The sequence below is a fragment of the Stenotrophomonas sp. YJH_SMC_17 genome, assembly GCF_059371655.1.
The window spans coordinates 142,729-165,606 of the sequence record NZ_JCAFUU010000006.1; the positions used below are offsets into that span (position 1 = coordinate 142,729).

Annotated in this window: 13 protein-coding genes; all 13 read left to right on the forward strand. The window is 69.1% G+C overall.

What is annotated here, in order from left to right:
- The first annotated feature begins 706 nt into the window (after positions 1-706).
- The 13 genes from purL (at position 707) to AC5P8Z_RS16295 (ending at position 22,873) form a co-directional block, all read left to right on the forward strand.
- Positions 707-4,591 (forward strand): phosphoribosylformylglycinamidine synthase, encoded by a 3,885-nt coding sequence (purL, locus tag AC5P8Z_RS16235; RefSeq protein WP_495229516.1) that lies wholly within the window; start codon positions 707-709, stop codon positions 4,589-4,591.
- Positions 4,592-5,030: 439 nt separating this feature from the next.
- Entirely contained in the window at positions 5,031-12,212 is a 7,182-nt protein-coding gene (locus AC5P8Z_RS16240) for an ESPR-type extended signal peptide-containing protein (protein WP_495229517.1), read from the forward strand.
- Between the two features lie 157 nt (positions 12,213-12,369).
- The gene (locus tag AC5P8Z_RS16245; protein ID WP_495229518.1) at positions 12,370-14,262 is read left to right on the forward strand and encodes a S8 family serine peptidase; all 1,893 of its coding nucleotides are present in this window, start codon (positions 12,370-12,372) and stop codon (positions 14,260-14,262) included.
- A 137-nt stretch (positions 14,263-14,399) separates the two neighbouring features.
- Positions 14,400-16,121: a type II secretion system ATPase GspE gene (gene gspE, locus AC5P8Z_RS16250; protein WP_286070907.1), complete on the forward strand. Its 1,722-nt coding sequence runs from the start codon at positions 14,400-14,402 to the stop codon at positions 16,119-16,121.
- 24 nt (positions 16,122-16,145) lie between these two features.
- On the forward strand, positions 16,146-17,366 hold the full coding sequence (gene xpsF / locus AC5P8Z_RS16255) for a type II secretion system protein XpsF (protein ID WP_495229519.1): 1,221 nt from the start codon (positions 16,146-16,148) through the stop codon (positions 17,364-17,366).
- Between the two features lie 49 nt (positions 17,367-17,415).
- Positions 17,416-17,859: a type II secretion system major pseudopilin GspG gene (gene gspG, locus AC5P8Z_RS16260; protein WP_004154150.1), complete on the forward strand. Its 444-nt coding sequence runs from the start codon at positions 17,416-17,418 to the stop codon at positions 17,857-17,859.
- Between the two features lie 6 nt (positions 17,860-17,865).
- On the forward strand, positions 17,866-18,360 hold the full coding sequence (xpsH, locus tag AC5P8Z_RS16265) for a type II secretion system protein XpsH (protein WP_286070909.1): 495 nt from the start codon (positions 17,866-17,868) through the stop codon (positions 18,358-18,360).
- The gene (gene xpsI, locus AC5P8Z_RS16270) at positions 18,357-18,782 is read left to right on the forward strand and encodes a type II secretion system protein XpsI (protein ID WP_286070910.1); all 426 of its coding nucleotides are present in this window, start codon (positions 18,357-18,359) and stop codon (positions 18,780-18,782) included. The genes xpsH and xpsI overlap by 4 nt, the downstream gene beginning before the upstream one ends.
- Positions 18,779-19,411, forward strand: coding sequence for a type II secretion system protein J (locus AC5P8Z_RS16275; RefSeq protein WP_286070911.1), 633 nt, complete (start codon positions 18,779-18,781; stop codon positions 19,409-19,411). The genes xpsI and AC5P8Z_RS16275 overlap by 4 nt, the downstream gene beginning before the upstream one ends.
- On the forward strand, positions 19,408-20,271 hold the full coding sequence (locus tag AC5P8Z_RS16280; RefSeq protein WP_286070912.1) for a type II secretion system minor pseudopilin: 864 nt from the start codon (positions 19,408-19,410) through the stop codon (positions 20,269-20,271). The genes AC5P8Z_RS16275 and AC5P8Z_RS16280 overlap by 4 nt, the downstream gene beginning before the upstream one ends.
- Positions 20,268-21,413 (forward strand): PilN domain-containing protein, encoded by a 1,146-nt coding sequence (locus AC5P8Z_RS16285; protein WP_495229520.1) that lies wholly within the window; start codon positions 20,268-20,270, stop codon positions 21,411-21,413. Before AC5P8Z_RS16280 ends, AC5P8Z_RS16285 begins: the two co-directional genes overlap by 4 nt.
- On the forward strand, positions 21,388-22,101 hold the full coding sequence (gene gspM / locus AC5P8Z_RS16290; RefSeq protein WP_495229521.1) for a type II secretion system protein GspM: 714 nt from the start codon (positions 21,388-21,390) through the stop codon (positions 22,099-22,101). The genes AC5P8Z_RS16285 and gspM overlap by 26 nt, the downstream gene beginning before the upstream one ends.
- Positions 22,091-22,873: a type II secretion system protein, XpsN-like gene (locus AC5P8Z_RS16295; protein ID WP_295569416.1), complete on the forward strand. Its 783-nt coding sequence runs from the start codon at positions 22,091-22,093 to the stop codon at positions 22,871-22,873. Before gspM ends, AC5P8Z_RS16295 begins: the two co-directional genes overlap by 11 nt.
- Positions 22,874-22,878 lie beyond the last annotated feature (5 nt).

A 22,878-nucleotide genomic window follows, 5' to 3' on the forward strand; every position in this document is an offset into this window, starting at 1 on the left:
GGCACCAGGTAGGGACAACGTTGTCATCAATTGCGTGGTCAATCCGTGAGCGAGTGCATGGTTCGGGGAATCGGCGGAGAGCGCGACGCGCGCGGTCGGCGGCCATCGGCGGAGCCCCTCGTGGCTGGAGTGGGTCGCTGAAAGCGGGTTTCTGAGGGTTGGCCGGGTGGGTGGGCTGCGCAGGGGGCGCCGTGAATACGTCCCTGTAGGCTCGGGCGCGCCATCCATGGCGCTTACGCCCCTGCGCAGCCCACCCACCCGGCCACGGAAAGGTTCCTGCGCGGCCAGCCACGGAAGACAGAACAAAAAATCAAAAGCAAAAGCAAAAGCCGGTCGCTTCGCTCCCATCTACGCCATGCGTGGATGGATCCATCAGATATCGCGACAAATCCAGGGTCAGAGCCCGTTGCGAAGCAACGGGATCCGACCCCGTGCCGTTCCAGCAGATCGCAGAAATCTGTCGAAGGCGGGGTGGGTCCGGTGGCGGGGGTGTCCGCGGCATGGATGCCGCGGCCAAGCCCCCAAGGACGGGTTTACGGCGTCCCCCGCCACCGGACCCACCCCGCCATCCCACGGAAAGCCAGCTTTTGCTCCGGTCGTTGCCGTTGCCCTTGGCTTCGGCGGGTGCCGGGCGCCGCCCGGCCAAAGCCCTTCCCCCGCTTCCGGTACAATGTCGGGCCCGTTTCCCAACTACGGTTCCCCGGACATGATGGTCCTCGAGGGCGCGCCCGCCCTGTCGCCGTTCCGCCGCGAACGTCTTGAATCCCGCCTGCAGTCCATCGCTCCCTCCCTGCGCATCAGCGGTGCCTGGCACGTCTACTTCGTGCAGCCCGAAGGCAGCGCCGCTCCCGACCTTGCCACCCTGTGCCGCATCCTCGAAGCTGCGCCGCAGGCCGAGGCCGTGGCCGAAGGCGCGGTCAGCCGCATCGTGGTGCCGCGCCTGGGCACGCTGTCGCCGTGGTCGAGCAAGGCCACCGAGCTGGTGCGCGGTGCCGGTCAGCCGGTCAGCCGGGTCGAGCGTGGCCTGCGCATCGACGTGCAGGGCTGGCCGGCCGACGCCGACGCCCAGCAGGCGCTGGTCAAGGCGCTGCACGACCCGATGACGCAGTCGGTGCTGGAGACCGTGGAGCAGGGCCAGGCATTGTTCTCGGCGCCCGCGCGTGGCGAGCTGGAACGCGTGCCGGTGGATCAGCTGGAGGCTGCCAACCAGCGCCTCGGCCTGGCCATGGCCCAGGACGAGATCGACTACCTGCGCGAACGCTTCACCGCGCTGGGCCGCTCGCCGTCGGACGTGGAACTGATGATGTTCGCGCAGGCCAATTCCGAGCACTGCCGGCACAAGATCTTCAACGCCAGCTGGACCATCGACGGCCAGGAACAGGACCGCTCGCTGTTCCGGATGATCAAGAACACCCACCAGCAGACCCCGCAGCACACGCTCAGTGCGTACAGCGACAATGCGGCGGTGATCGAAGGCCATCCGGCCTCGCGCTACCGCCCGGACCCGGCAAGCGGCGAATACCGCCGCGAGCCGCAGGTGCCGAGCGCGTTCCAGATCAAGGTGGAAACCCACAACCACCCGACCGCGATCGCACCGTTCCCGGGCGCCTCGACCGGTGCCGGTGGCGAGATCCGCGACGAGGGCGCGACCGGCCGCGGCGGCAAGCCGAAGGCCGGCCTGACCGGCTTCTCGGTCTCGCACCTGCGCATTCCCGAGCTGCCGCAGCCATGGGAAGCGCCGCGCGCGCTGAACCCGCGCATGGCGCCGGCGCTGGAAATCATGACCGACGGCCCGCTCGGCGGCGCCGCGTTCAACAACGAGTTCGGCCGCCCGAACCTGCTCGGCTACTTCCGCAGCTTCGAGCTGCCCGAAGGCCCCGATCTGGTGCGTGCCTATGACAAGCCGATCATGCTGGCCGGTGGCCTCGGTGCGATCGATCGCGTGCAGGTGGACAAGATCCCGCTGCAGGATGGCGATGCGGTGATCGTGCTGGGTGGCCCGGCGATGCTGATCGGCCTGGGCGGCGGTGCCGCCAGTTCGGTGGCCTCCGGCGAAAGCGCCGAAGACCTGGACTTCGCCAGCGTGCAGCGTGACAACCCGGAAATGGAACGTCGCTGCCAGGAGGTCATCGACCGCTGCGTGGCGATGGGCGCCAACAACCCGATCAAGTTCTTCCACGATGTCGGTGCCGGTGGCCTGTCCAATGCCATCCCCGAGCTGCTGCACGACTCCAACGTCGGTGGCGTGATCGACCTGGGCAAGGTGCCCACCGATGATCCGTCGCTGTCGCCGATGCAGCTGTGGTGCAATGAATCGCAGGAACGCTACGTGCTGGGCGTGGCCCAGGAGCGTCTGGCCGAGTTCGCCGCGCTGTGCGCCCGCGAGCGCTGTCCGTTCGCGGTGGTCGGCGTGGCCACCGCCGAGGAACACCTGGTGGTGGCTTACGGTGCCGTGCCGGGCAACATCCCCGCCGACGCACCGATCGACCTGCCGATGGACGTGCTGTTCGGCAAGCCGCCGAAGATGCACCGCGATACCGCGCATCCGCCGGCCCCGCGCTGGCCGGCGCTGAAGACCGCAGGTCTGGATCTGCAGGAAGCGGGCCTGCGCGTGCTTGCGCACCCGACGGTGGCGTCGAAGAACTTCCTGGTCACCATCGGTGACCGCAGCGTCGGCGGCCTGACCGCACGCGAACAGATGGTCGGCCCGTGGCAGCTGCCGGTGGCCGATGTGGCCATCACCGTGGCCGACTTCGACGGCGTGGCTGGCGAGGCCATGTCGATCGGCGAGCGCACCCCGCTGGCCCTGCTCGATGCGGCAGCTTCGGCACGCATGGCGGTAGGCGAAGCGCTGACCAACCTGTGCGCGGCCCCGGTCGATGCGCTGGATGAGATCAAGCTGTCGGCGAACTGGATGGCCGCGGCCGGCCACCCGGGCGAAGACGCGCTGCTGTACGACGCGGTGAAGGCGGTGGGCATGGAACTGTGCCCGCAGCTGGACATCAGCATCCCGGTGGGCAAGGACTCGCTGTCGATGCAGGCGCAGTGGCACGACCAGGGCGAAGCGCACAAAAGCGTGTCGCCGGTGTCGCTGGTGATCTCGGCGTTCGCACCGGTCGCCGACGTGCGCCAGCAGCTGACGCCGCTGCTCGACCGCGACGTCGAAAGCGAGCTGTGGCTGATCGGCCTGGGTGCCGGCAAGCAGCGCCTGGGCGGTTCGATCCTGGCCCAGGTGCACGCCGACCACGGCGACCTGCCGGCATTCGCCGGTGCCGCCCCGGACCTGGATGACCCGCAGCGCCTGCGTGGCTTCTTCGAGCTGATTCGCGATGCGCGCCAGGCCGGCCTGCTGCTGGCCTACCACGACCGCAGCGACGGCGGTGCCTTCGCCGCGCTGTGCGAAATGGCGTTCACCTCGCGGCTGGGCCTGGACATCACCCTCGATGCCTGGGGCGATGATCCGTTCCGCAGCCTGTTCAACGAAGAACTGGGGGCGGTGGTGCAGATCGCCCGCGAAGACCGTGCGGCCTTCGCCGACCTGGTCGAGCGCCATGCACTGATCGAGTGCGCGCAGCGCATCGCCAAGCCGACCACCGCACCGGTGGTGCGCGTGTCGCTGGGCGGCGAGAACCTGGCCGAATGGCGCTGGGAAGCGCTGTTCGACGCCTGGTGGTCGGTCACCCACGCGATGCAGAAGCGCCGCGACAATCCGGCCAACGCCGATGCCGAGCGTGAGGTGGCGCGCGCGTTCAACGCGCCGGGCCTGAAGCCGAAGCTGAGCTTCGACCTCAACGAAGACGTGGCCGCTCCGTTCATCAGCACCGGTGCGCGTCCGCGCGTGGCCGTGCTGCGCGAGCAGGGCGTCAATGGCCAGATTGAAATGGCGAACATCTTCGAACGTGCCGGCTTCCGCGCCTTCGACGTGCACATGAGCGACCTGATCGAAGGTCGCGTGGCCCTGCAGGACTTCACCGGCCTGGTTGCCTGCGGCGGCTTCAGCTACGGCGACGTGCTCGGTGCCGGCCGCGGCTGGGCGACCTCGATCCTGGAGCGCAGTGCGCTGCGGGATGCCTTCGCTGCGTTCTTCGCGCGCGAGAACAGCTTCGCACTGGGCGTGTGCAACGGCTGCCAGATGATGAGCCAGCTGAAGAACATCATCCCCGGTGCCGAGCACTGGCCGCAGTTCCGCCGCAACGCCAGCGAGCAGTTCGAAGCCCGCACCGCGCTGCTGGAAGTGGTGGAATCGCCGTCGATCCTCCTGCGTGGCATGGCCGGTTCGCGCCTGCCGGTGGCAGTGGCGCATGGTGAAGGCCAGGCGGTGTTCGACAACGCCGTCGACCAGGCCGCGGCCCGTGTTTCGCTGCGCTACATCGATGGCCACGGCAACGTGGCCAGCCAGTACCCGCTGAACCCGAACGGTTCGCCGGACGGCATCACCGGCCTGACCAGCAGCGATGGCCGCGTCACCATCATGATGCCGCACCCGGAACGTACTCCGCGCGCGCTCAACATGAGCTGGGCGCCGGTCGAGTGGCAGGGTGATTCACCGTGGATGCGCATGTTCCGCAACGCGCGGGTGTGGTGCGGTTGATCGCATCCCATCGCGCAGGCATCAATCCCATCGCGTATGGAAAAACCCGCCGTTGATCGGCGGGTTTTTTCTTTGCACGCGTGAAACTCCTGATGCGTCCGCGAGTTACATCGATTTTCAGGCGACAGCAAATCGTCACGCACGGCTAACAAAATCCTTTTATAAACACGCGGAACAGTGAACTGTTTCACGGCAATGGGATTTGTGGTGTCAAAGTCTTGACGATATGCACAGTTGCCGTTAACACTTGAACCCCGTTTCAGAATCATTCATTTCGCAGTAACCGGTTGGCGCACGCGCTCGGTTTTCTGTCGCTGCGCGCCGTTCGGCAATACCCCGCAGTAAATCACGCGAATAGACGCCCCCAGGGGACGTTGGGCCGGAAAGCCCAGCGGTGGCGTTGCTTTGCCCAAAACCAGTCCAATCAGGAGCCGTACCGATGAATCGGATTTATCGCAAGGTCTGGAACAAAGCACTGGGTCAGTTGGTGGTGGCCTCGGAACTGGCCTCCTCCGACAGCAGCAGCGGTGGGGTCGTCGACCAGCGCCGCGATGCGACACAGGCCACGCCCGCACGGCTGGCGGTGGCACTGGGCCTGGTATTGGGATTGGGCATGAGTGGCTCTGCCACCGCACAGTCGGTGCAGATCGGCGGTAGCGCCACCTGCGTGGCCTTCAGCGGCAAACTGCTCGAAAAGTGCCTGATCGAAGGCTCGGCCACGGCCAAGGGCAGCAATGCGGTGGCGATCGGCAGCAACAGCAGCGCCAGTGCGGCCAACAGCGTGGCGCTGGGCGCGGGCTCCAAGGCCACGCGCGCCAACACGGTGTCCGTTGGCGATGCCGGCAAGGAACGGCAGGTCACCAACGTCGCCGCAGGCACGCAGGCGACCGACGCAGTGAACAAGGCGCAGCTGGACGCGCAGGCGCGTGCCACCCAGGCCGCGCTGGCCGACGTTGCCGCAGACGGCAACCGCTATTTCAAGGCCGACGGCGCAGGTGATGACAGCGACGCGGCGAAGATCGAGGGCGAGGGTGCACTGGCCGCCGGTGCCGGTGCGCAGTCGCTGGCCAACGCCACCACCGCCATCGGTACCCAGGCCATTGCGGCGGGCATCGGCGCCAGCGCGTTCGGCCAGGGCGCGTTGGCGATCGGTGATGCCAGCGTAGTGGTCGGGCAGAGCGCAGCAGCCTTCGGCCTTGGCGATACCGCCATCGGCGCCAGCGCGTACGCAGCCAGCGAAAACGGTGCAGCAACGGCCCTGGGGGCATTGTCCGAAGCCACCGCCGATGGTGCGACCGCCGTCGGTGGCGGTGCTGTTGCGATGGGCCCGGGCAGCACCGCGCTCGGTCGCGGCGCCACCGCCGCCAACGAAGCCTCGATCGCCGTCGGTGCATTCAGCACGGCGGTGGGTGAATACAGCACCGCGCTGGGTTCCAATTCCGCCGCGGTCGCTACCGGCAGCGTGGCGCTGGGCGCCGGTTCGCTGGCCGACCGTGTCGATACCGTGTCCGTCGGTGCCGCCGACTACGGCCTGACCCGCCAGATCACCAGCGTTGCCGCCGGTACCGAAGATACCGATGCGGTCAACGTCGGCCAGTTGAAGGATGTTGCCGCGGTGGCCGATGCCACCGCCAAGCGTTTCCAGGCCACCGGCAGCAGCAACAGCGATGCCGGTGCACTGGCGGAAGGTGACGACGCGCTGGCGGCTGGCGAGGCCGCCAACGCCATCGGCAACGGCACCACGGCGGTCGGCGCCGGCGCTACCGCCGTGGCCCAGAACGCGACTGCCGTGGGCAACAACGCGCTGGCCTCGGGCCAGAACAGCGCCGCGTTCGGCAACAACGCGCAGGCCAACGGCCCGGGCAGCGTTGCCGTGGGTGGCGCTGCGGTGGACGCCAACGGCAACCCGCTGATCACCAGTGGTGGCGTGCCGGTGGTCACCGGCGCCACCAGTGCCGGTGTGGGTGGCACGGCGGTCGGCGCCAGCGCCGATGCCAGCGGTTTTGCCGCATCGTCCTATGGCGTGGGTGCCTATGCCTCCGGCGCGCAGGCGTCGGCGTTCGGTGCGGTCTCCAATGCCATCGGCGACTATTCGACAGCGCTCGGTACGCAGAGCAATGCGACCGGTACCAGCAGCGTCGCCATCGGTGGCCCGGCCGATCTGGTTCCGGGCATGGGCTTCTTCGTGCAGACCCGGGCCAGCGGCGAAGCCGCGATTGCGGTGGGTGCCGGCGCCATCGCCAGCGGTGACCGCGCGGTGGCCAACGGCACCCTCAGCGAAGCCTCCGGCATTGAAGCCACCGCCGTGGGCTACTTTGCCTATGCACCGGGCGAGAACGCCAGTGCACTGGGTGCGCAGACCTGGGCTGTCGGCAAGGACAGCACTGCCATCGGCTACTACGCTACCGCTGGCGCCGAGAACAGTGTTGCACTGGGTGCCTACTCCGGGTCCAACCGCGCCAACACGGTTGCCGTGGGAACCAATGGCAACGAGCGGCAGATCGTCAGCGTGGCCGCGGGCACCCAGGCCACCGATGCAGTGAACAAGGCGCAGCTGGATGCGGTGGCCAACACCGCCGACGGCACCGCGCGCTTCTTCCAGGCGCAGCCGGAAGCCGACAGCGATGCCGGCGCACTGGCCGAGGGCGAGGGCGCCATCGCTGCTGGTTCGTCGAGCAATGCGATCGGCGCCGGTGCAGTAGCCCATGGCGCGGCTGCGTCAGCGATCGGCGATGACAGCGTGGCGGTGGGCCGCAACAGTGCGGCCACCGGTAACGGCGGCGTCGCCATCGGTGGCCTGGGCCAGGCCTACGACGAATTCAACCAACCGATCATCGGCGCCGATGGCAAGGCGCAGCAGGTCGGCACCACCGCGGTTGCCGATGCCACCGCGGTCGGCAGCGGCGCGCAGGCCACCGGTGCTGCCAGCAGCGCCTTCGGCAACGCCGCCAAGGCCAGCGGCGACAACAGCTTCGCCGCGGGCGGCAAGTCGCGCGCAACCGGTGCCTATGCGGTGGCAGTGGGTGACAGTGCGTTCGCCAGCAGCGATGACAGCACCGCGGTGGGCGGCTACAGCTGGGCCACCGCCAGTGGCGCCAGTGCGTTCGGTTCCGGTGCATGGGCTACCGCCACCAACGCTTCCGCGTTCGGCAACGCGGCGTGGGCCAGCGGCGTTGGCGCCACGTCGATCGGCTACAACAGCTGGGCCAACGGCACCAGCGCCACCGCCGTCGGCCGTGGTGCCTTCGGCTATGGTGACAACAGCGTCGCGCTCGGCTTCCAGGCGCTCGGCAACACGCTCAACAGCATCGCCATCGGTACCAACACCGTGGCCGGCGCTGAAAGCGCGATCGCGCTGGGTGCGGGCAGCAACGCCAGTGCCAGCAACGCGGTCGCGCTGGGTGCCGGTTCGGTGGCCAACCGCGCACGCACGGTGTCAGTGGGCAGCACCGGTAGCGAGCGGCAGATCACCCATGTCGCCGCCGGTACCCAGGCCACCGATGCGGTGAACAAGGCACAGCTGGACGCGGTGGCAAGCACCGCCACCACCACCAGCCGCTTCTTCCAGGCCAGCGGCAACGGTGATGATGTGGCCGGTGCGCTGGTGGAAGGTGACAACGCACTGGCCGCCGGCGACGCCGCCAACGCCATCGGCAACGGCGCCACCGCACTCGGCAGCGGTGCCAATGCGCTGGCCAACAACGCGCAGGCGATCGGCTTCAATGCACTGGCGACCGCTGCCAATGCCAGCGCCGTCGGTGCCAATGCACAGGCCACCGGTGAGTATGCAACCGCGCAGGGCGCCGAGAGCGAAGCCAGCGGGGAACAGAGCGCAGCGTTCGGCGCGGCCAGCATTGCCAGTGGCGCCGGCAGCACCGCCAACGGCGTGTTGTCCGAAGCCTCCGGCGAAGAAGCGGTGGCGGTGGGCTACTTCAGCAACGCCAGTGGCAGTGGTGCCACGGCGGTGGGCAGCGAGAGCGTGGCCAGCGGCACCGCATCGGCGGCGTTCGGCATCGGCGCCGAAGCCACCGGCGGTTACAGCACCGCCATCGGCGGCTACGCGCAGGCCTCGGCGTTCAACGCCACCGCGTTCGGCAATTTCGCCAACGCCTCCGGTTCCAACAGCGTGGCGCTGGGCGGCGACTCGGAAGCCTCCGGCGCGTACAGCACCGCCACCGGCCAGGGCAGCCTGGCCACCGGCACCAACAGCGTCGCCATCGGCGGCTCGCTGTTCGGCACGCTGGCCACCGAAGCCTCGGGCAACTACTCCACCGCGGTGGGCGGTGGCGCCTGGTCGCCGGGCATCAACAGCACCGCGCTGGGCAATGCAGCGGAATCGCGCGGAGACAACAGCGTGGCGCTGGGTGCGGATTCGATCGCCGACCGCGACAACACCGTGTCGGTGGGCGGCGGCGGCAATACCCGCCAGATCACCAACGTGGCCGATGGCACGCAGGGCAACGATGCGGTCAACAAGAACCAGCTCGACGCCGTAGCCGCCGCCGCGGAAAAGACCAGCAGGCAGTTCCAGGCCAGCGGCAATGCCGATGGTGAAACCGATGCGTTGGTGGAGGGCGACAACGCACTGGCCGCAGGTGATGCGGCCAACGCCATCGGCAACGGCGCTACCGCACTGGGCAGTGGTGCCAACGCACTGGCCGCCAACGCCACCGCCGTCGGCATCGATGCGCTGGCGACCGGCAGCAATGCGGCTGCACTGGGCAGCACCGCGCAGGCCACCGGCGATGACAGCGTGGCCCTGGGCAGCGGCGCCAGTGCCAGCGATGTGGGCGCAAGCGTAGTGGGCGCCCGTGCGCAGGCCAGCGGTGTCTACAGCACCGCCAGCGGTACCGAATCCAACGCCAGTGGCGCACAGTCGCTGGCCAACGGTTTCCGCAGCACCGCGTCGGCCGATGGCACGACGGCGGTGGGTGGCTATGCCGAAGCGACCGGTCGCCTCGGCACTGCGCTCGGCTACGGTTCGGTGGCCAGCGGCGCCAACACCACGGCGGTGGGCTTCGGGGCCGCGGCGGCGGGTACCGGCGCGGTTGCGGTGGGTCAGTCGAGTGAAGCCAGCGGTGCGGAAAGCGTGGCGATCGGTGGCAGCACCTTCTTCGGCCTGATTCCGTCGCGTGCCAGTGGTACTGGCGCGGCCGCGTTCGGCGCCGGTGCGTGGGCCACCGAGGATTACGCCACCGCCATCGGCTGGAATGCCTGGTCCGCCGGCACCAACGCCACCGCGCTGGGTGCCAACGCGACGGCCAATGGCAGCAACAGCGTGGCGCTCGGTGCCGGTTCCACCGCCGACCGCGACAACACCGTGGCTGTCGGCAAGGCCGGCAGCGAACGCCAGGTGACGAACGTTGCAGCCGGCACCGAAGCCACCGATGCAGTGAACAAGGGCCAGCTCGATGCCGTGGCCAGCGTCGCCGACAAGACCAGCCGCCAGTTCCAGGCCAGCGGCAATGCCGACGGCGAGGCCGGTGCACTGGTGGAGGGTGACAACGCACTGGCGGCCGGCAATGCCGCCAACGCGATCGGCAACGGTGCGACTGCGCTGGGCAGCGGTGCCAATGCGATGGCCGCCAGTGCCACGGCGGTCGGTTTCGATGCACTGGCCACCGGCAACAATGCTGCCGCTCTGGGCAACGCCGCGCAGGCGGCCGGTGTCGACAGCGTTGCGCTGGGCAGCGGTGCCAGCGCCAGCGAGACCGGTGCCAGCGCCACCGGTGCTGGCGCCCAGGCCAAGGGCGCCTACAGCACCGCCAACGGTGCGCAGGCTGCCGCCACCGGCACGCAGTCGCAGGCCAATGGCTTCCGCGCCAGTGCTTCGGCCGATGGTGCTTCGGCCATCGGCAGCTACGCCGATGCCAGTGGTCGCCTTGGTACTGCAGTCGGCTACGGCAGCAAGGCCACCGCCGCCAATGCAACGGCGGTGGGTGTCAGTGCCACCGCCAGCGCTGCAGGCAGCGTGGCGTTGGGTTCGGGCTCGGTGGCTGATCGTGCCAACACCGTCTCGGTGGGCAGCAGCACCAGTGATCGCCAGATCACTCGCGTGGCCGCGGGTACCGAACGCACCGATGCGGTCAATCGCGGCCAGCTCGATGCCGTTGCCGCAACCGCCGATGGCACCGCCCGCTACGTCAAGGCCACCGGCAGCGGCACCGCCAGTGCCAGCGGCAGCGATGCGGCCGCGCTCGGTTCGGGTGCCAGTGCCAGTGGTGCGCGCAGCAACGCGCTGGGTGCCAACGCGGCCGCCATCGGCAATGGTGCACTGGCGCTGGGCAGCAGTGCCGGTGCCAGCGGCGCGAATTCGGTGGCATTGGGTGCGGGCTCGCGTGCCCTCGATGCCAACGTGGTGTCGGTCGGTGGCGGCAACGGCACCGATGGCCCGGCCACGCGCCGCATCGTCAACGTGGCCGATGGCCGTATCGCCGCCGGCAGCAGCGATGCGGTGACTGGTTCGCAGCTCAACGTCACCAACCAGCGCGTGGGCGCAGTGGAGACCCGCGTCGGTGATTTCGATTCGCGCATCGCCACGGTGGAAACGACCGCGGCCAGCGCGGTCGGTTACGACGACGCCAGCCGTGACCGCCTGACCCTGTCCGGCTTCCAGGGCACCACCATCGACAACGTCGGTGCCGGCAGCATCGCCGCCGGCAGTCGCCAGGCGATCAATGGCGGCCAGTTGTTCCAGTCGCTCAGCGATGCCGCCAGCTTCCTGGGTGGCGGCGCCAGCGTCGGCATGCAGGGTGTGTTCGTGGCGCCGAACTACGTGATCCAGGGCGCCACCTACAGCAACGTCGGCGATGCGCTGGGCGCGCTGGACCGCAAGGTCAGCGAGATCGATCGCCGCACCGCGGGTGGCACGCGTGCCGGAACCGCCAGCCTGCGTTCGATGGGGGCTCCACTGGAGGACACCTCGCTGGCCAGCGCCGCCGATGCACCGGCAACCGCCGATGTGGCAACGGCCAGCACGGCACGCGTGCAGGGCACGCCGACCGTCGCCGCGGCCGGTGCGGGCATCCCGGTCGGCACCCCGGCGTCGGGCCTCAATGCCGTTGCCATGGGCGATGGCGCCGTGGCCAGTGGTGCCTCGTCCACCGCCATCGGCCAGGGGGCCAGCGCCACCGCTGCCAACGCCGTGGCGCTGGGCCAGGGCTCGGTTGCCGATCGTGCCAATACGGTGTCGGTGGGCAGCGAAGGCAACGAGCGCCAGGTCACCAACGTGGCCGCCGGTACCACGGCCACCGATGCGGTCAACAAGGGGCAGCTGGACCGTGGCATGGCCACCGCCAACAGCTACACCGACAGCCGCGTGCAGGCCGTCGCCGACAGCTTCGATGTGTTCAAGGGCGAGATCGACGGACGCCTGCGCCACATGGATCGCCGCATCGACCGCCAGGGCGCGATGAGCGCAGCGATGCTCAACATGGCCACCAGTGCCGCGGGTATCCGCACCCAGAACCGGGTCGGCGTCGGCATCGGTTTCCAGGGCGGGGAATCGGCGCTGTCGCTGGGTTACCAGCGTGCGATCAGCGATCGTGCCACGGTCACCTTCGGCGGAGCCTTCAGCAGCGACGACAGTTCGGTCGGCGTCGGTGCCGGCTTCGGCTGGTAAGCCACTCCATCGCGCCGGCGGCCACCCACGCCGGCGCAGCACCTGCAATGAGGGCCTGGGGGGAGGTCACGGCAATCCCGGCTGGGCCGGCCGGGAGTCGTCAAGGAATGATGGCCGCAGTGTTGGTTCGATCCATGACCCAGAAGAGGAATTCGACGTGATCAAGAAGCAGAACCTTCGCATCAATGTTCTGGCAGCCGCCGTGCTGTCGCTGACCGGTGTTGGCCTGGCACAGGCCGCCGACCTGAAGGTAAGTGCGCCGTTGTCCGGCCCGAAGACGCAGCAGGTCGAAGGCATCATCGTGAAGTACCGTGCCGGCAGCGCCGCTGCGGCCGATACCAACGCCAAGCTGGCCGTGGTCAACGCAGCCGTCTCGCGTGCCGCACTGGGTGGCACCAACGCGGCGGCGCGCAGTGCTGCGCTGCGTCCGCAGGTGGCTCGCAGGCTCGGCATCGGTGCCGACCTGATCCGGCTGCAGGGGAGCATCGCCAGCGCCGACTTGGACAAGGTGCTGGCTGAACTGAAGGCCGATCCGACCGTCGAGTACGCGGTGCCGGACGCCATCATGTATCCGATCGACGCTGCCTCCACCGCACGCCTGGACGCTGCACCGAAGGCCGATGGGGCGCCGACCTTCGTGCCCAACGATCCGAACTACCAGAGCCACAACTGGCACTTCCACAACCCGGTGGGCGGCGTCAACGCGCCGGCCGCGTGGGACGTCTCGCAGGGTGAGGGCATCGTGGTGGCGGTGATCGATACCGGCATCCTGCCCGAGCACCCCGATTTCGCGGCCGGCACCCTGCTGGAAGGCTACGACTTCATCAGCCAGGCCAGCCGCTCGCGTCGTCCGGCCGATGGCCGTGTACCGGGCGCCCTCGACTACGGCGACTGGATGCCGACCGCCAACGCCTGCTACCAGGGTTCGCCGGTGCGTGACAGCAGCTGGCACGGTACCCACGTGAGCGGCACCATCGCCGAGGCCACCAACAATGGCCTGATGGCCTCGGGCCTGGCCTACAAGGCCAAGGTGCTGCCGGTGCGTGTGCTCGGCTACTGCGGCGGCACCCTGTCGGACATCACCGATGCCATCACCTGGGCCTCGGGTGGCACGGTGGCCGGCATTCCGGCCAACCAGAACCCGGCCGAGATCATCAACATGAGCCTGGGCGGTTCCGGCAGCTGTGATCCGGCGTACCAGGCCGCCATCACCGGTGCCACCAACCGCGGCACGGTGGTCGTGGTTGCAGCCGGCAACGATGCGATGAATGTCGCCAACGCCCGGCCGGCCAACTGCGATGGCGTGGTCTCGGTCGGTGCTACCGGCATCACCGGCGCCATTGCCTACTACTCCAACTTCGGTGCCCGCATCGATCTCTCCGGCCCGGGTGGCGGCGTGACCGACGGCAATCCGAATGGCTACGTGTGGCAGGCGCTGTCCAGCAACAAGACCTCGCCGCCGGCTGCGGGCTCCACCACCGGTTACACCATCGGTGGCCTGGCCGGTACCTCGATGGCGGCCCCGCACGTGGCGGCCGTTGCCGCGCTGGTTCAGAGCGCGCTGATCGCCGCCAACCGCGATCCGCTGACGCCGGCCGACATGCGCACGCTGCTGAAGGACACCGCGCGCCCGTTCCCGGTCAGCATCCCGTCGGCCACCCCGATCGGCACCGGCATCGTCGATGCCAAGGCCGCACTGGACAAGGCGCTGGAAGAACCGTGCACCGAGAACTGCGGTCCGGTGGCCAAGCCGCTGACCAACAAGGTGGCCGTCGGTGGCCTCAGCGGTGCGGCCGGCAGCAGCGCGCTGTACAGCTTCGAAGCCACGGCCGGCAAGCAGCTCAGCGTCATCACCTATGGTGGCACCGGCAACGTATCGGTGTACCTGGCCAAGGGTCGTGAACCGAGCGCCACCGACAACGATGCGCGTTCGACCCGCCCGGGTACCTCGGAAACCGTGCGCGTGACTGCCGCAACGGCCGGCACCTATTACATCAAGGTGGTGGGCGAAGCGGCCTACAGCGGCGTGAGCATTCTCGCCACGCAGTAAGCGCGCAGTGTCGTAGTTGAATGGCCGATGCCCGTCACTTCCCTGTGACGGGCTTCGTCTTTTCAAGAAAGCGGGTGGCGGGGCGACGTAAATCACGGCTTAACTGTTAAAGTCGAGCCGATTGACAGGAGAGTCACGTGAACGCGCTTGCTGCAACCGCTGCCGACGATGCCGAAGGCCGCATCCTGGATGCGTTGCTGGCGCGTGGCCGGCTGAAGGAGGGAGATCTTGCGCGGGCACGGCCGCTGCACGCCGAGGCCGGTGGCAGCCTGCTCGGCCTGCTGGTGCGGCTGGGGCTGGTGTCCGAACGTGACCAGGCGCAGGCCAGCGCCGAGGTGCTGGACCTGCCCTTGCTGGAGGGCAAGCAGCTGCCCGACGCGCCGCCGCAGGGCCTGGCCGAGGGCCTGCCGCTGTCGCTGCGCTTCCTCAAGCAGTTCCACGTGTGTCCGCTGGCGCTGGATGAACAGGGCGTGCGGCTGTGGCTGGCCGACGCCCACGATCCGTACCCGCAGCAGGCCGTGCAGCTGGCGCTGGGTGTGCCGGTGACGCCGGTGCTGGGCATGCGCGCGGAGATCGACGACCTGGTCGAGCGCTGGTTCGGCCAAGGCCGCAGCGCGATGGGCGCGATCGTTGAAACCGCAGACGGCGAGGGCGGCGCGGTCGACGACATCGAGCACCTGCGCGACCTGGCCTCGGAAGCGCCGGTGATCCGCCTGGTCAACCTGGTGATCCAGCGTGCGGTGGAACTGCGTGCCTCGGACATCCATGTCGAGCCGTTCGAGAGCCGGTTGAAGGTGCGTTACCGCGTCGACGGCGTGCTGGTGGAGGGCGAAAGCCCGCCGGCCAATCTCACCGCCGCGGTGATCAGCCGCATCAAGATCATGGCCCGGCTCAACATCGCCGAGCGCCGCCTGCCGCAGGATGGCCGCATCATGCTGCGCGTGCAGGGCAAGGAGCTGGACCTGCGCGTGAGCACGGTGCCGACCGCGCACGGCGAGAGCGTGGTGATGCGACTGCTCGACCGCGAAACGGTGGTATTCGATTTCCATCGCCTGGGCTTCACCGACGCGTTCCTGCCGCAGTTCCGCAAGGTGCTGGAACAGCCGCACGGCATCCTGCTGGTCACCGGCCCGACCGGCTCGGGCAAGACCACCACGCTGTATACCGCGCTGAGCCAGCTCAACACCGCCGACGTCAAGATCATCACGGTGGAAGATCCGGTCGAGTACCAGATCGAAGGCATCAACCAGATCCAGGCCAAGCCGCAGATCGGGTTGGATTTCGCCAACGCGCTGCGCAGCATCGTCCGCCAGGACCCGGACATCATCATGATCGGCGAAATGCGCGACCTGGAAACCGCGCGCATCGCCATCCAGTCGGCGCTGACCGGCCACCTGGTGCTGTCCACCCTGCACACCAACAATGCGGCCGGCGGTATCACCCGCCTGCTCGACATGGGCGTGGAAGACTACCTGCTCACGTCGACCATCAACGGCATCCTCGCCCAACGCCTGGTGCGCCGGCTGGAACCGACGCATGCCGAGCGCTATGAAGCCTCGCCGGAGGAAATCGAACGATTCGAGCTGCGTCGCCTGCAGCCGCAGGGCACGATCCACCTGTACCGCCCGAAGCCCTCGGCGCTGGCGCCGACCGGTTACCTGGGCCGCACCACCATCATGGAATTCCTGGTGATGAACGACGCACTGCGCCGTGCAGTGATGCGTCGCGACGGCATGGGCGAGATCGAACGCATCGCGCGCGAAGCCGGCATGCGCACCATGTACGAGGATGGCCTGTGCAAGGCGCTGAGCGGGCAGACCACGATCGAGGAAGTGCTGCGCGTGACCGAGGAAAGCTGATGCGCGCAGGACGCCAGGGCTGACATGCCGAACTACCGTTACAAAGCGCTCAATCCGCACGGCGAGATCTTCGACGGGCAGATGGAAGCGGCCAGCGAGGCCGAACTGATCGCGCGCCTGCAGGACCAGGGGCACCTGCCGATGGAAACGCAGCTGGCCGACGGAGGCGCGATCGGTGGCAGCAGCTGGCGCACCCTGCTGCGCCAGCGCCCGTTGCAGGGCGCCGCGCTGCTGCAGTTCACCCAGCAGCTGGCAACCCTGCTCGGCGCCGGCCAGCCGCTGGACCGTGCGCTGTCGATCCTGCTGGGGCTGCCGGAAGACGAACGTTCGCGCCGCGCGATCACCGACATCCGTGACGTGGTGCGCGGTGGTGCGCCGCTGTCGACCGCATTGGAACGCCAGCACGGCCTGTTCTCGCGGCTGTACGTCAACATGGTGCGTGCCGGCGAGGCGGGTGGCAGCCTGCACGAGACGCTGCAGCGGCTGGCCGACTACCTCGAACGCAGCCGCGCGCTGCAGGGCAAGGTGATCAACGCACTGGTCTATCCGGCCATCCTGCTGGTGGTGGTGGGCGGTGCGCTGTTGTTCCTGCTCGGTTACGTGGTGCCGCAGTTCGCACAGATGTACGAGAGCCTGGACGTAGCGCTGCCATGGTTCACCAACGCCGTGCTGCAGCTCGGCCTGTTCGTGCGGGACTGGTGGGTACTGCTGCTGGTGGTGCCTGCAGTGCTGGCGCTGTTCTTCGAGCGCAAGGCGCGGCAACCGGCGTTCCGGCTGGCACTGGACGGCTGGCTGCTGCAGCGCCGCGGCATCGGTCGCCTGCTGGGTGAACTGGAAACCGCACGGCTGGCGCGCACGCTGGGCACCCTGCTGCGCAATGGCGTGCCCCTGCTTGGTGCTTTGGGCATCGCCCGCAACGTACTGGGCAACCGTGCGCTGGCCGCCGATGTGGAAGCGGCCGCCGATGAAGTAAAAAATGGTGCCGGCCTGTCGCTGGCGCTGTCACGCGGCAAGCGCTTCCCGCGCCTGGCCCTGCAGATGATCCAGGTCGGCGAGGAATCCGGGGCCCTCGACACCATGCTGTTGAAGGCTGCCGACACGTTCGAACAGGACAGCGCACGGCGCATCGATCGCCTGCTGGCCGCGATGGTGCCGGCCATCACCCTGGTGCTGGCCTCGGTGGTCGGCGCGGTGATCGTGGCCGTGCTGGTGCCGCTGTACGACCTGACCAACGCCATCGGTTGATGATGGTTCCCTACGCAACCCCGACACTCCGCAACTGAAAGGACCGACCATGATTGCTTCCCGTCGACCGATCCGCCTTTCCTTCACCGCCGCGCGCAACCAGTCGGGCATGAGCCTGCTGGAAATCATCATCGTCATTGTGCTGATTGGCGCGGTGCTGACCCTGGTCGCCAGCCGCGTGCTGGGCGGTGCCGACCGCGGCAAGGCCAACATCGCCAAGGCGCAGGTGCAGACCGTGGCATCCAAGATCGACAACTACCAGATCGACACCGGCAAGCTGCCCGGCTCGCTGAACGACCTGGTGACCGCGCCCGCTGGCGTGGGTGGCTGGCTGGGCCCGTATGCCAAGCCGGCCGATCTGAACGACCCGTGGGGCCACGCGCTGGAATACCGTGCGCCGGGCGAGGGCCAGCCGTACGAGCTGGTCAGCCTGGGCAAGGATGGCAAGGCCGGTGGCAGCAGCGTCGACGCCGACATCCGCTACCAGCCCTGAGCCTGCATGACGCACGTCCTGCCGCGCCGGCTGCCACGCCCGCGCCTGCCCGGCAGGCGTGCGGCGGGCCTGTCGCTGCTGGAAATGCTGTTGGTGATCGCGCTGATTGCCGCGATCGGCCTGATCACCGCCGCTGGCCTGTCGCGCGGCTTTGCCGGCATGCAGCTGCGCAGCGCCGGCAAGGACATTGCCAACCAGCTGCGCATGGTGCGCGCGCAGGCCATCGCCCGCGGCGAGCCGCAGCGCTTCGTGATCGAGCCGGCGCGACGCCACTGGCAAGGTGCGAGCCAGCGCCAGGGAGATGTCCCCGCGCAGCTGCAGGTGCAGTTCGAAGGTGCCGCGCAGCTGGCCACCGCGCCCGGGCAGGGCGTGATCGAGTTCCATCCCGATGGTGGTTCCAGCGGGGGCCGCATCCGCTTGCAGCGCGACGGCGCCGAATGGCGCATCGATGTCGGCTGGCTGACCGGCGAGGTCCGCTCCGGTCCCTGGCGGGCCCCATGAAGCGGCGCGCAGGTGGCTTCACGTTGCTGGAAGTGATCATCGCCTTCGCCCTGCTGGGCCTGGCGCTGACACTGCTGCTGGGCAGCCTGTCCGGTGGCGCGAAACAGGTGCGCGAGGCCGAGGTGCGTACGCGTGCGGTGCTGCATGCACAGTCGTTGCTGGCCGAAGCCGGTGTCGCATCCCCCTTGCAGGTCGGGCGCCAGCAGGGCGACTGGGAACAGGGGCGTTACCACTGGGAACTGCAGGTGCAGCCGTGGGTGGAGCCGCGTGCCGGCAATGCGATGCAGGCGCAGGCACAATCGCCGGGTGCGCCGTGGCTGGCCGAACTGCAGCTGCAGGTCCGCTGGGGCGACAGCGAGCGCGAGCAACTGCGCTGGCGCAGCCTGCGCCTGCTGCCGCCGGACCTGGAGAGCGCGCGATGAAGCGCCGCGCCGCAGGCTTCACCCTGGTGGAAGTGATGCTGGCCACGGTGCTGTTGGCCGGTGGCCTGGCGCTGGCGTTCGCCAGCGTGCGCTCGGCGATGGCGGTGAGCCAGCGTGGCGAGCAGATTGCCGCCGAGAGCGAACGCATGCGTGCGGTCGAGGCCCTGCTGCGGCGACAACTGGCCGGTGCGCTGCGCACGCCGCTGGAAGTGCCTGATCCCACCCGCGAACCGATCTTCTTCCAGGGCGAAGAGCAACGCATGCTGTTTGCCGCCGATCTGCCCGGTTATCTCGGCCGCGGTGGGGCGTACCTGCATGCATTGCAGGTGGATGGCCGCAGCGGCCAGCAACGCCTGCTGCTGGACCTGGTGCTGCTGCAGGAAGGCGAGCGCATTGCCGAGAATCCGCCGCGCCCGCCGGAGGTGCTGGTGGAGAACCTGAAATCGGTGCAGCTGCGCTATCGCGGCATCGATGCCAGCACCGGCCAGGTGACCGACTGGATGCAACGCTGGGACGACACCCGGCGCCTGCCGATGCTCGTGGAGATCCAGATCGTGCCCGCCAAGGGGGCGCCCTGGCCCACGCTGGTGGTGGCACCGCGCGCCGGTGGCAGCGGAGGTGCACGGTGAACCGGGCACGCGGCGCGGCTCTGGTGCTGGTGCTGTGGTTGATCGCGCTGATGACGGCGCTAGTCGGCGCGTTCGCGCTCAGCGCGCGCGTCGAGCATCTGCAGCAGCGGGTGCTGGACGACGATGCGCGTGGGCAGGAACGGGCGCGGGCGGGACTGGAGTACGCGCTGACGCGCCTGTCCGCCGATCCGCAGCGGGCGCCGTGGCGTGCCGATGGCCGCACCTATCGCTGGCAGTTCGACGATGCCGCCATCGAGATCAAGGTGCTGGACGAGAACGGCAAGATCAACCTGAACCTGGCCGACGTGGCCCTGCTGACTGCCTTCCTCAAAGCGCTGGGCGAAGACGAAACGCAGGCCCGCCAGCTGGCCGGTGCAATCGTCGACTGGCGTGACGAAGACAGCCTGCTGCAGCCAGGAGGTGGCGCAGAAGCCCCCGACTATGCCTCGGCGGGCTTGCCCTATGGCCCACGCAACAGGCGTTTCGAGACGCTGGGTGAGCTGCAGCGCGTGCTCGGCATGCGCGGTGCGCTGTACCAGGCCATGCTGCCGCACCTGACCCTGTACAGCCGGCAGGCGCGGCCGGATCCGCAGTTCGCCAGCGCGCCGGTGCTGACTGCACTGGGCCTGGATGCGGAGACCGTACTGGCCCAGCGCGCCCAGCAGGAGCGTGACGCCGATTCCGCTGCCGGCGCGTCAACCCTTGCCAGCAGCAGTGGCACCTATAGTATCGAGTCCCGTGTCATCGACGGCAGTGGACGCCGGTCGGTGTTGCAGGCAGTGGTACGCAATGGCTCGGGCGGGGTTCCCGGGCGGTCCTACACAGTGCTTCGCTGGGAGCAGGGAATGACAGCAAGATGACGGCTTGGCAGGACAGTGTGCGGCAGGTGCAGGGCCGGATCGGCCCCGGCGCCGGCCGTTTCCTGCGCTGGTGGCGACAATCGCTGCTGGCGTGGGTGCCGGCCCGTTGGCAGTGGGCGCTGGGCTGGGCGCAGGCACGCCTGCTGCTGCAGCGCGAAGGCGAGCAGCTGCAGGTCTGGCGTGAGGCCGGTGAGCGCCGCGAACCGGTGGCACGGCTGCCGTGGCCGCTGTCGCCGGCCGAACTGGATCGCGTGCTGGAAGCGCGCCTGCGCAGCTTGCCGCGGGTGTGGCTGCTGCCGGCCGATGACGTGCTGCGCCGCCAGCTGCGGCTGCCAGCGGCGGCGGCCGATCGCCTGCGTGCGGTGGTCGGTTTCGAGATCGACCGGCAGACGCCGTTCGAATCCAGTCAGGTCAGCTATGACGTACGTGAACTCGGCGCGGCGGGCGAAGGCCAGCTGCAGGTCGAGCTGGTGGCGTGGCCGTTGCGGCAGCTCGAGGTCTGGCGCAGCGACGTGGGCCAATGGGCCGACGCGCTGGCCGCTGTCGACGCCATCGATGCGCAGGGCAACAGCCTGCAGGTGAACCTGCTGCCGCCCGCGCAGCGCCAGCTGCGGGCCGATCCGATGCGGCGCTGGAACCTGCTGCTGGCGGTGGCTGCGGTGGTGATGCTGGTGCTGGCTGGCCTGCAGCTGCTCGACAACCGCCGCGCGGCTGCCGATGAACTGCGTGCCCAGGTCGAGCGCAGTGCGCGCAGTGCGCGTGGTGTGGCCAGTGAACGTGCGCAGCTGCAGGCGCTGATCGACGGTGCCGCGTTCCTGGAAAGGCAGCGCAGCCAGCGCGCCGGTACGGTGGAGATCTGGACTGAACTGACCCGGCGCCTGCCGGAAGGTACCTACCTGGAAAAGCTGGCGATCGAGAACAACAACCTGCAGTTGATCGGGCTCAGCCGCGAGGCGTCGCAGCTGGTGCAGCTGCTGCAGGATGCGCCGCAGTGGCGCAAGGTGAATCTGACCGGCGTGCTGCAGGCCGATGGTGCCGCCAGCGGCCGCGACCGCTTCACCATGACTGCGGAACTGCAGCCGTTGCCGGCGGCAACCCCGACCCGGGAGGCGGCCGATGCCGATGCCAAGCGCACGCCGTGACCGCTGGCTGGCGCTGACACTGCTGCTGGCAGTGCTGGGCCTGGCCTATCTGCTGCTGGTGCACCCCTGGTTTACCCAGCCGCTGCGCGAGATCGATGCCGATGTCGCCGCGCTGCGCGAACGCGAATCGCGCGTGCAGGCACAGCTGCAGCAGAAGCCGCAGATCGAGCAGCGCCTGCGTGCCACCCAGGACGCCCTGCAGCAACGGCCGGGCTTCCTGCGCGAAGCGACCGCCGAAGCGGCCGCCGCTGCGCTTGGCGCCAAGCTGCAGGATGCGGTGGCGATGGCCAGCCCGGGCAACCGCAGCTGCACCATCAGCAACCGCACCCCGCTCACCGACAACCGCCGGGACGCCGAGTTCGTGCGCGTGGCCATGCAGGTACGCCTGCGCTGTGGCGTGGCCGAACTGGCCACCGTGCTGCACAGCCTGGAAACCGGCAGCCCGCGCTTGTTCGTCGACAATCTCAACCTGATCGCGCAGCGCTTCCAGCAGTCGCCGAATGAATCCGGGCTTGGTCTGGATGTGTCGTTCGAGCTGGCCGGCTACCTGCTGCCCGGCGCTGCTGCCGATGGCAGTGTGCCGACGCCTGGCGCCGAGCCGGTGTCGGCGCCGCAGCCCCCTTCGGCTGCACCCGCCCCCGCACCGGCTGCGCCGGCCGAGGGACAGGAGGTGGCCGATGAAACTTGAGCAGATCAGCCTGCGCACCGGTTTCCTGCTGGCGCTGGCGGGTTGGGCGGCGGCGATCTGGCTGGCCACCGGCTTCGGCCTGGGCAGCCAACTGCCGGGCGCCGATGGCGATGCCGATGCCGCGCCATCACTGCCGACCCTGCCGCCACTGGCGGCCGAACGCATGGCCAGCGCCGACAGCTACAGCGCCATCGGCGAGCGCCCGCTGTTCGCCGAAGACCGCAAGCCAAGACCTTACCTGCTGGGTGGCAGCGAACCGGCCGCCAGCGCCGCGTTGCGCCTGACCGGGGTGCTGATGACCGGCGATTTCGGCATGGCCACCTTCAGTACCGAACAGAACCGTTCGCTGCGCCTGCGGCTCAATGGTGACGCGGTGGACGGCTGGCAGCTGGTCGCACTGGCACCACGCCAGGCCACGGTGATCGGTCCTGGTGGGAGCCAGGTGCTGGAACTTGCCGTGTTCAACGGCCAGGGAGGGGAGCCTCCCACCGTGCTGCGTGGCGCCAACGGCGCGCCGCCGGCGCCCGGGGCCTTGCCACCGCCGCCGCAGCAGCCCCCCGCACCGGTGCAGGCATCCCCCGCTGCGGCCCCGCGCGCGCCTGACAGTGCCGCCTCCGCAGCATCGGCCGCGGCTGCACCCCCTGCCAACAACAACGGCCCCAGCGAAGCGCAGATGCAGGCCATCCGCGAACGCATCCAGGCCCGCCGTCGCCAGCTGCAACAACAGCAGCAACAACCGTCGCCGCCCCCGGGCGATGGCACCAACCGATAGAGTGA

Excerpts from the sequence above, each read along its gene's own strand:
- xpsH (WP_286070909.1), top strand. The coding sequence starts at position 17,866 with ATGACGCACGTCCTGCCGCGCCGGCTGCCACGCCCGCGCCTGCCCGGC.
- AC5P8Z_RS16295 (WP_295569416.1), top strand. The coding sequence starts at position 22,091 with ATGAAACTTGAGCAGATCAGCCTGCGCACCGGTTTCCTGCTGGCGCTG.
- purL (WP_495229516.1), top strand. The coding sequence starts at position 707 with ATGATGGTCCTCGAGGGCGCGCCCGCCCTGTCGCCGTTCCGCCGCGAA.
- gspG (WP_004154150.1), top strand. The coding sequence starts at position 17,416 with ATGATTGCTTCCCGTCGACCGATCCGCCTTTCCTTCACCGCCGCGCGC.
- AC5P8Z_RS16285 (WP_495229520.1), top strand. The coding sequence starts at position 20,268 with ATGACGGCTTGGCAGGACAGTGTGCGGCAGGTGCAGGGCCGGATCGGC.
- AC5P8Z_RS16275 (WP_286070911.1), top strand. The coding sequence starts at position 18,779 with ATGAAGCGCCGCGCCGCAGGCTTCACCCTGGTGGAAGTGATGCTGGCC.
- gspM (WP_495229521.1), top strand. The coding sequence starts at position 21,388 with ATGCCGATGCCAAGCGCACGCCGTGACCGCTGGCTGGCGCTGACACTG.
- xpsF (WP_495229519.1), top strand. The coding sequence starts at position 16,146 with ATGCCGAACTACCGTTACAAAGCGCTCAATCCGCACGGCGAGATCTTC.
- xpsI (WP_286070910.1), top strand. The coding sequence starts at position 18,357 with ATGAAGCGGCGCGCAGGTGGCTTCACGTTGCTGGAAGTGATCATCGCC.
- AC5P8Z_RS16240 (WP_495229517.1), top strand. The coding sequence starts at position 5,031 with ATGAATCGGATTTATCGCAAGGTCTGGAACAAAGCACTGGGTCAGTTG.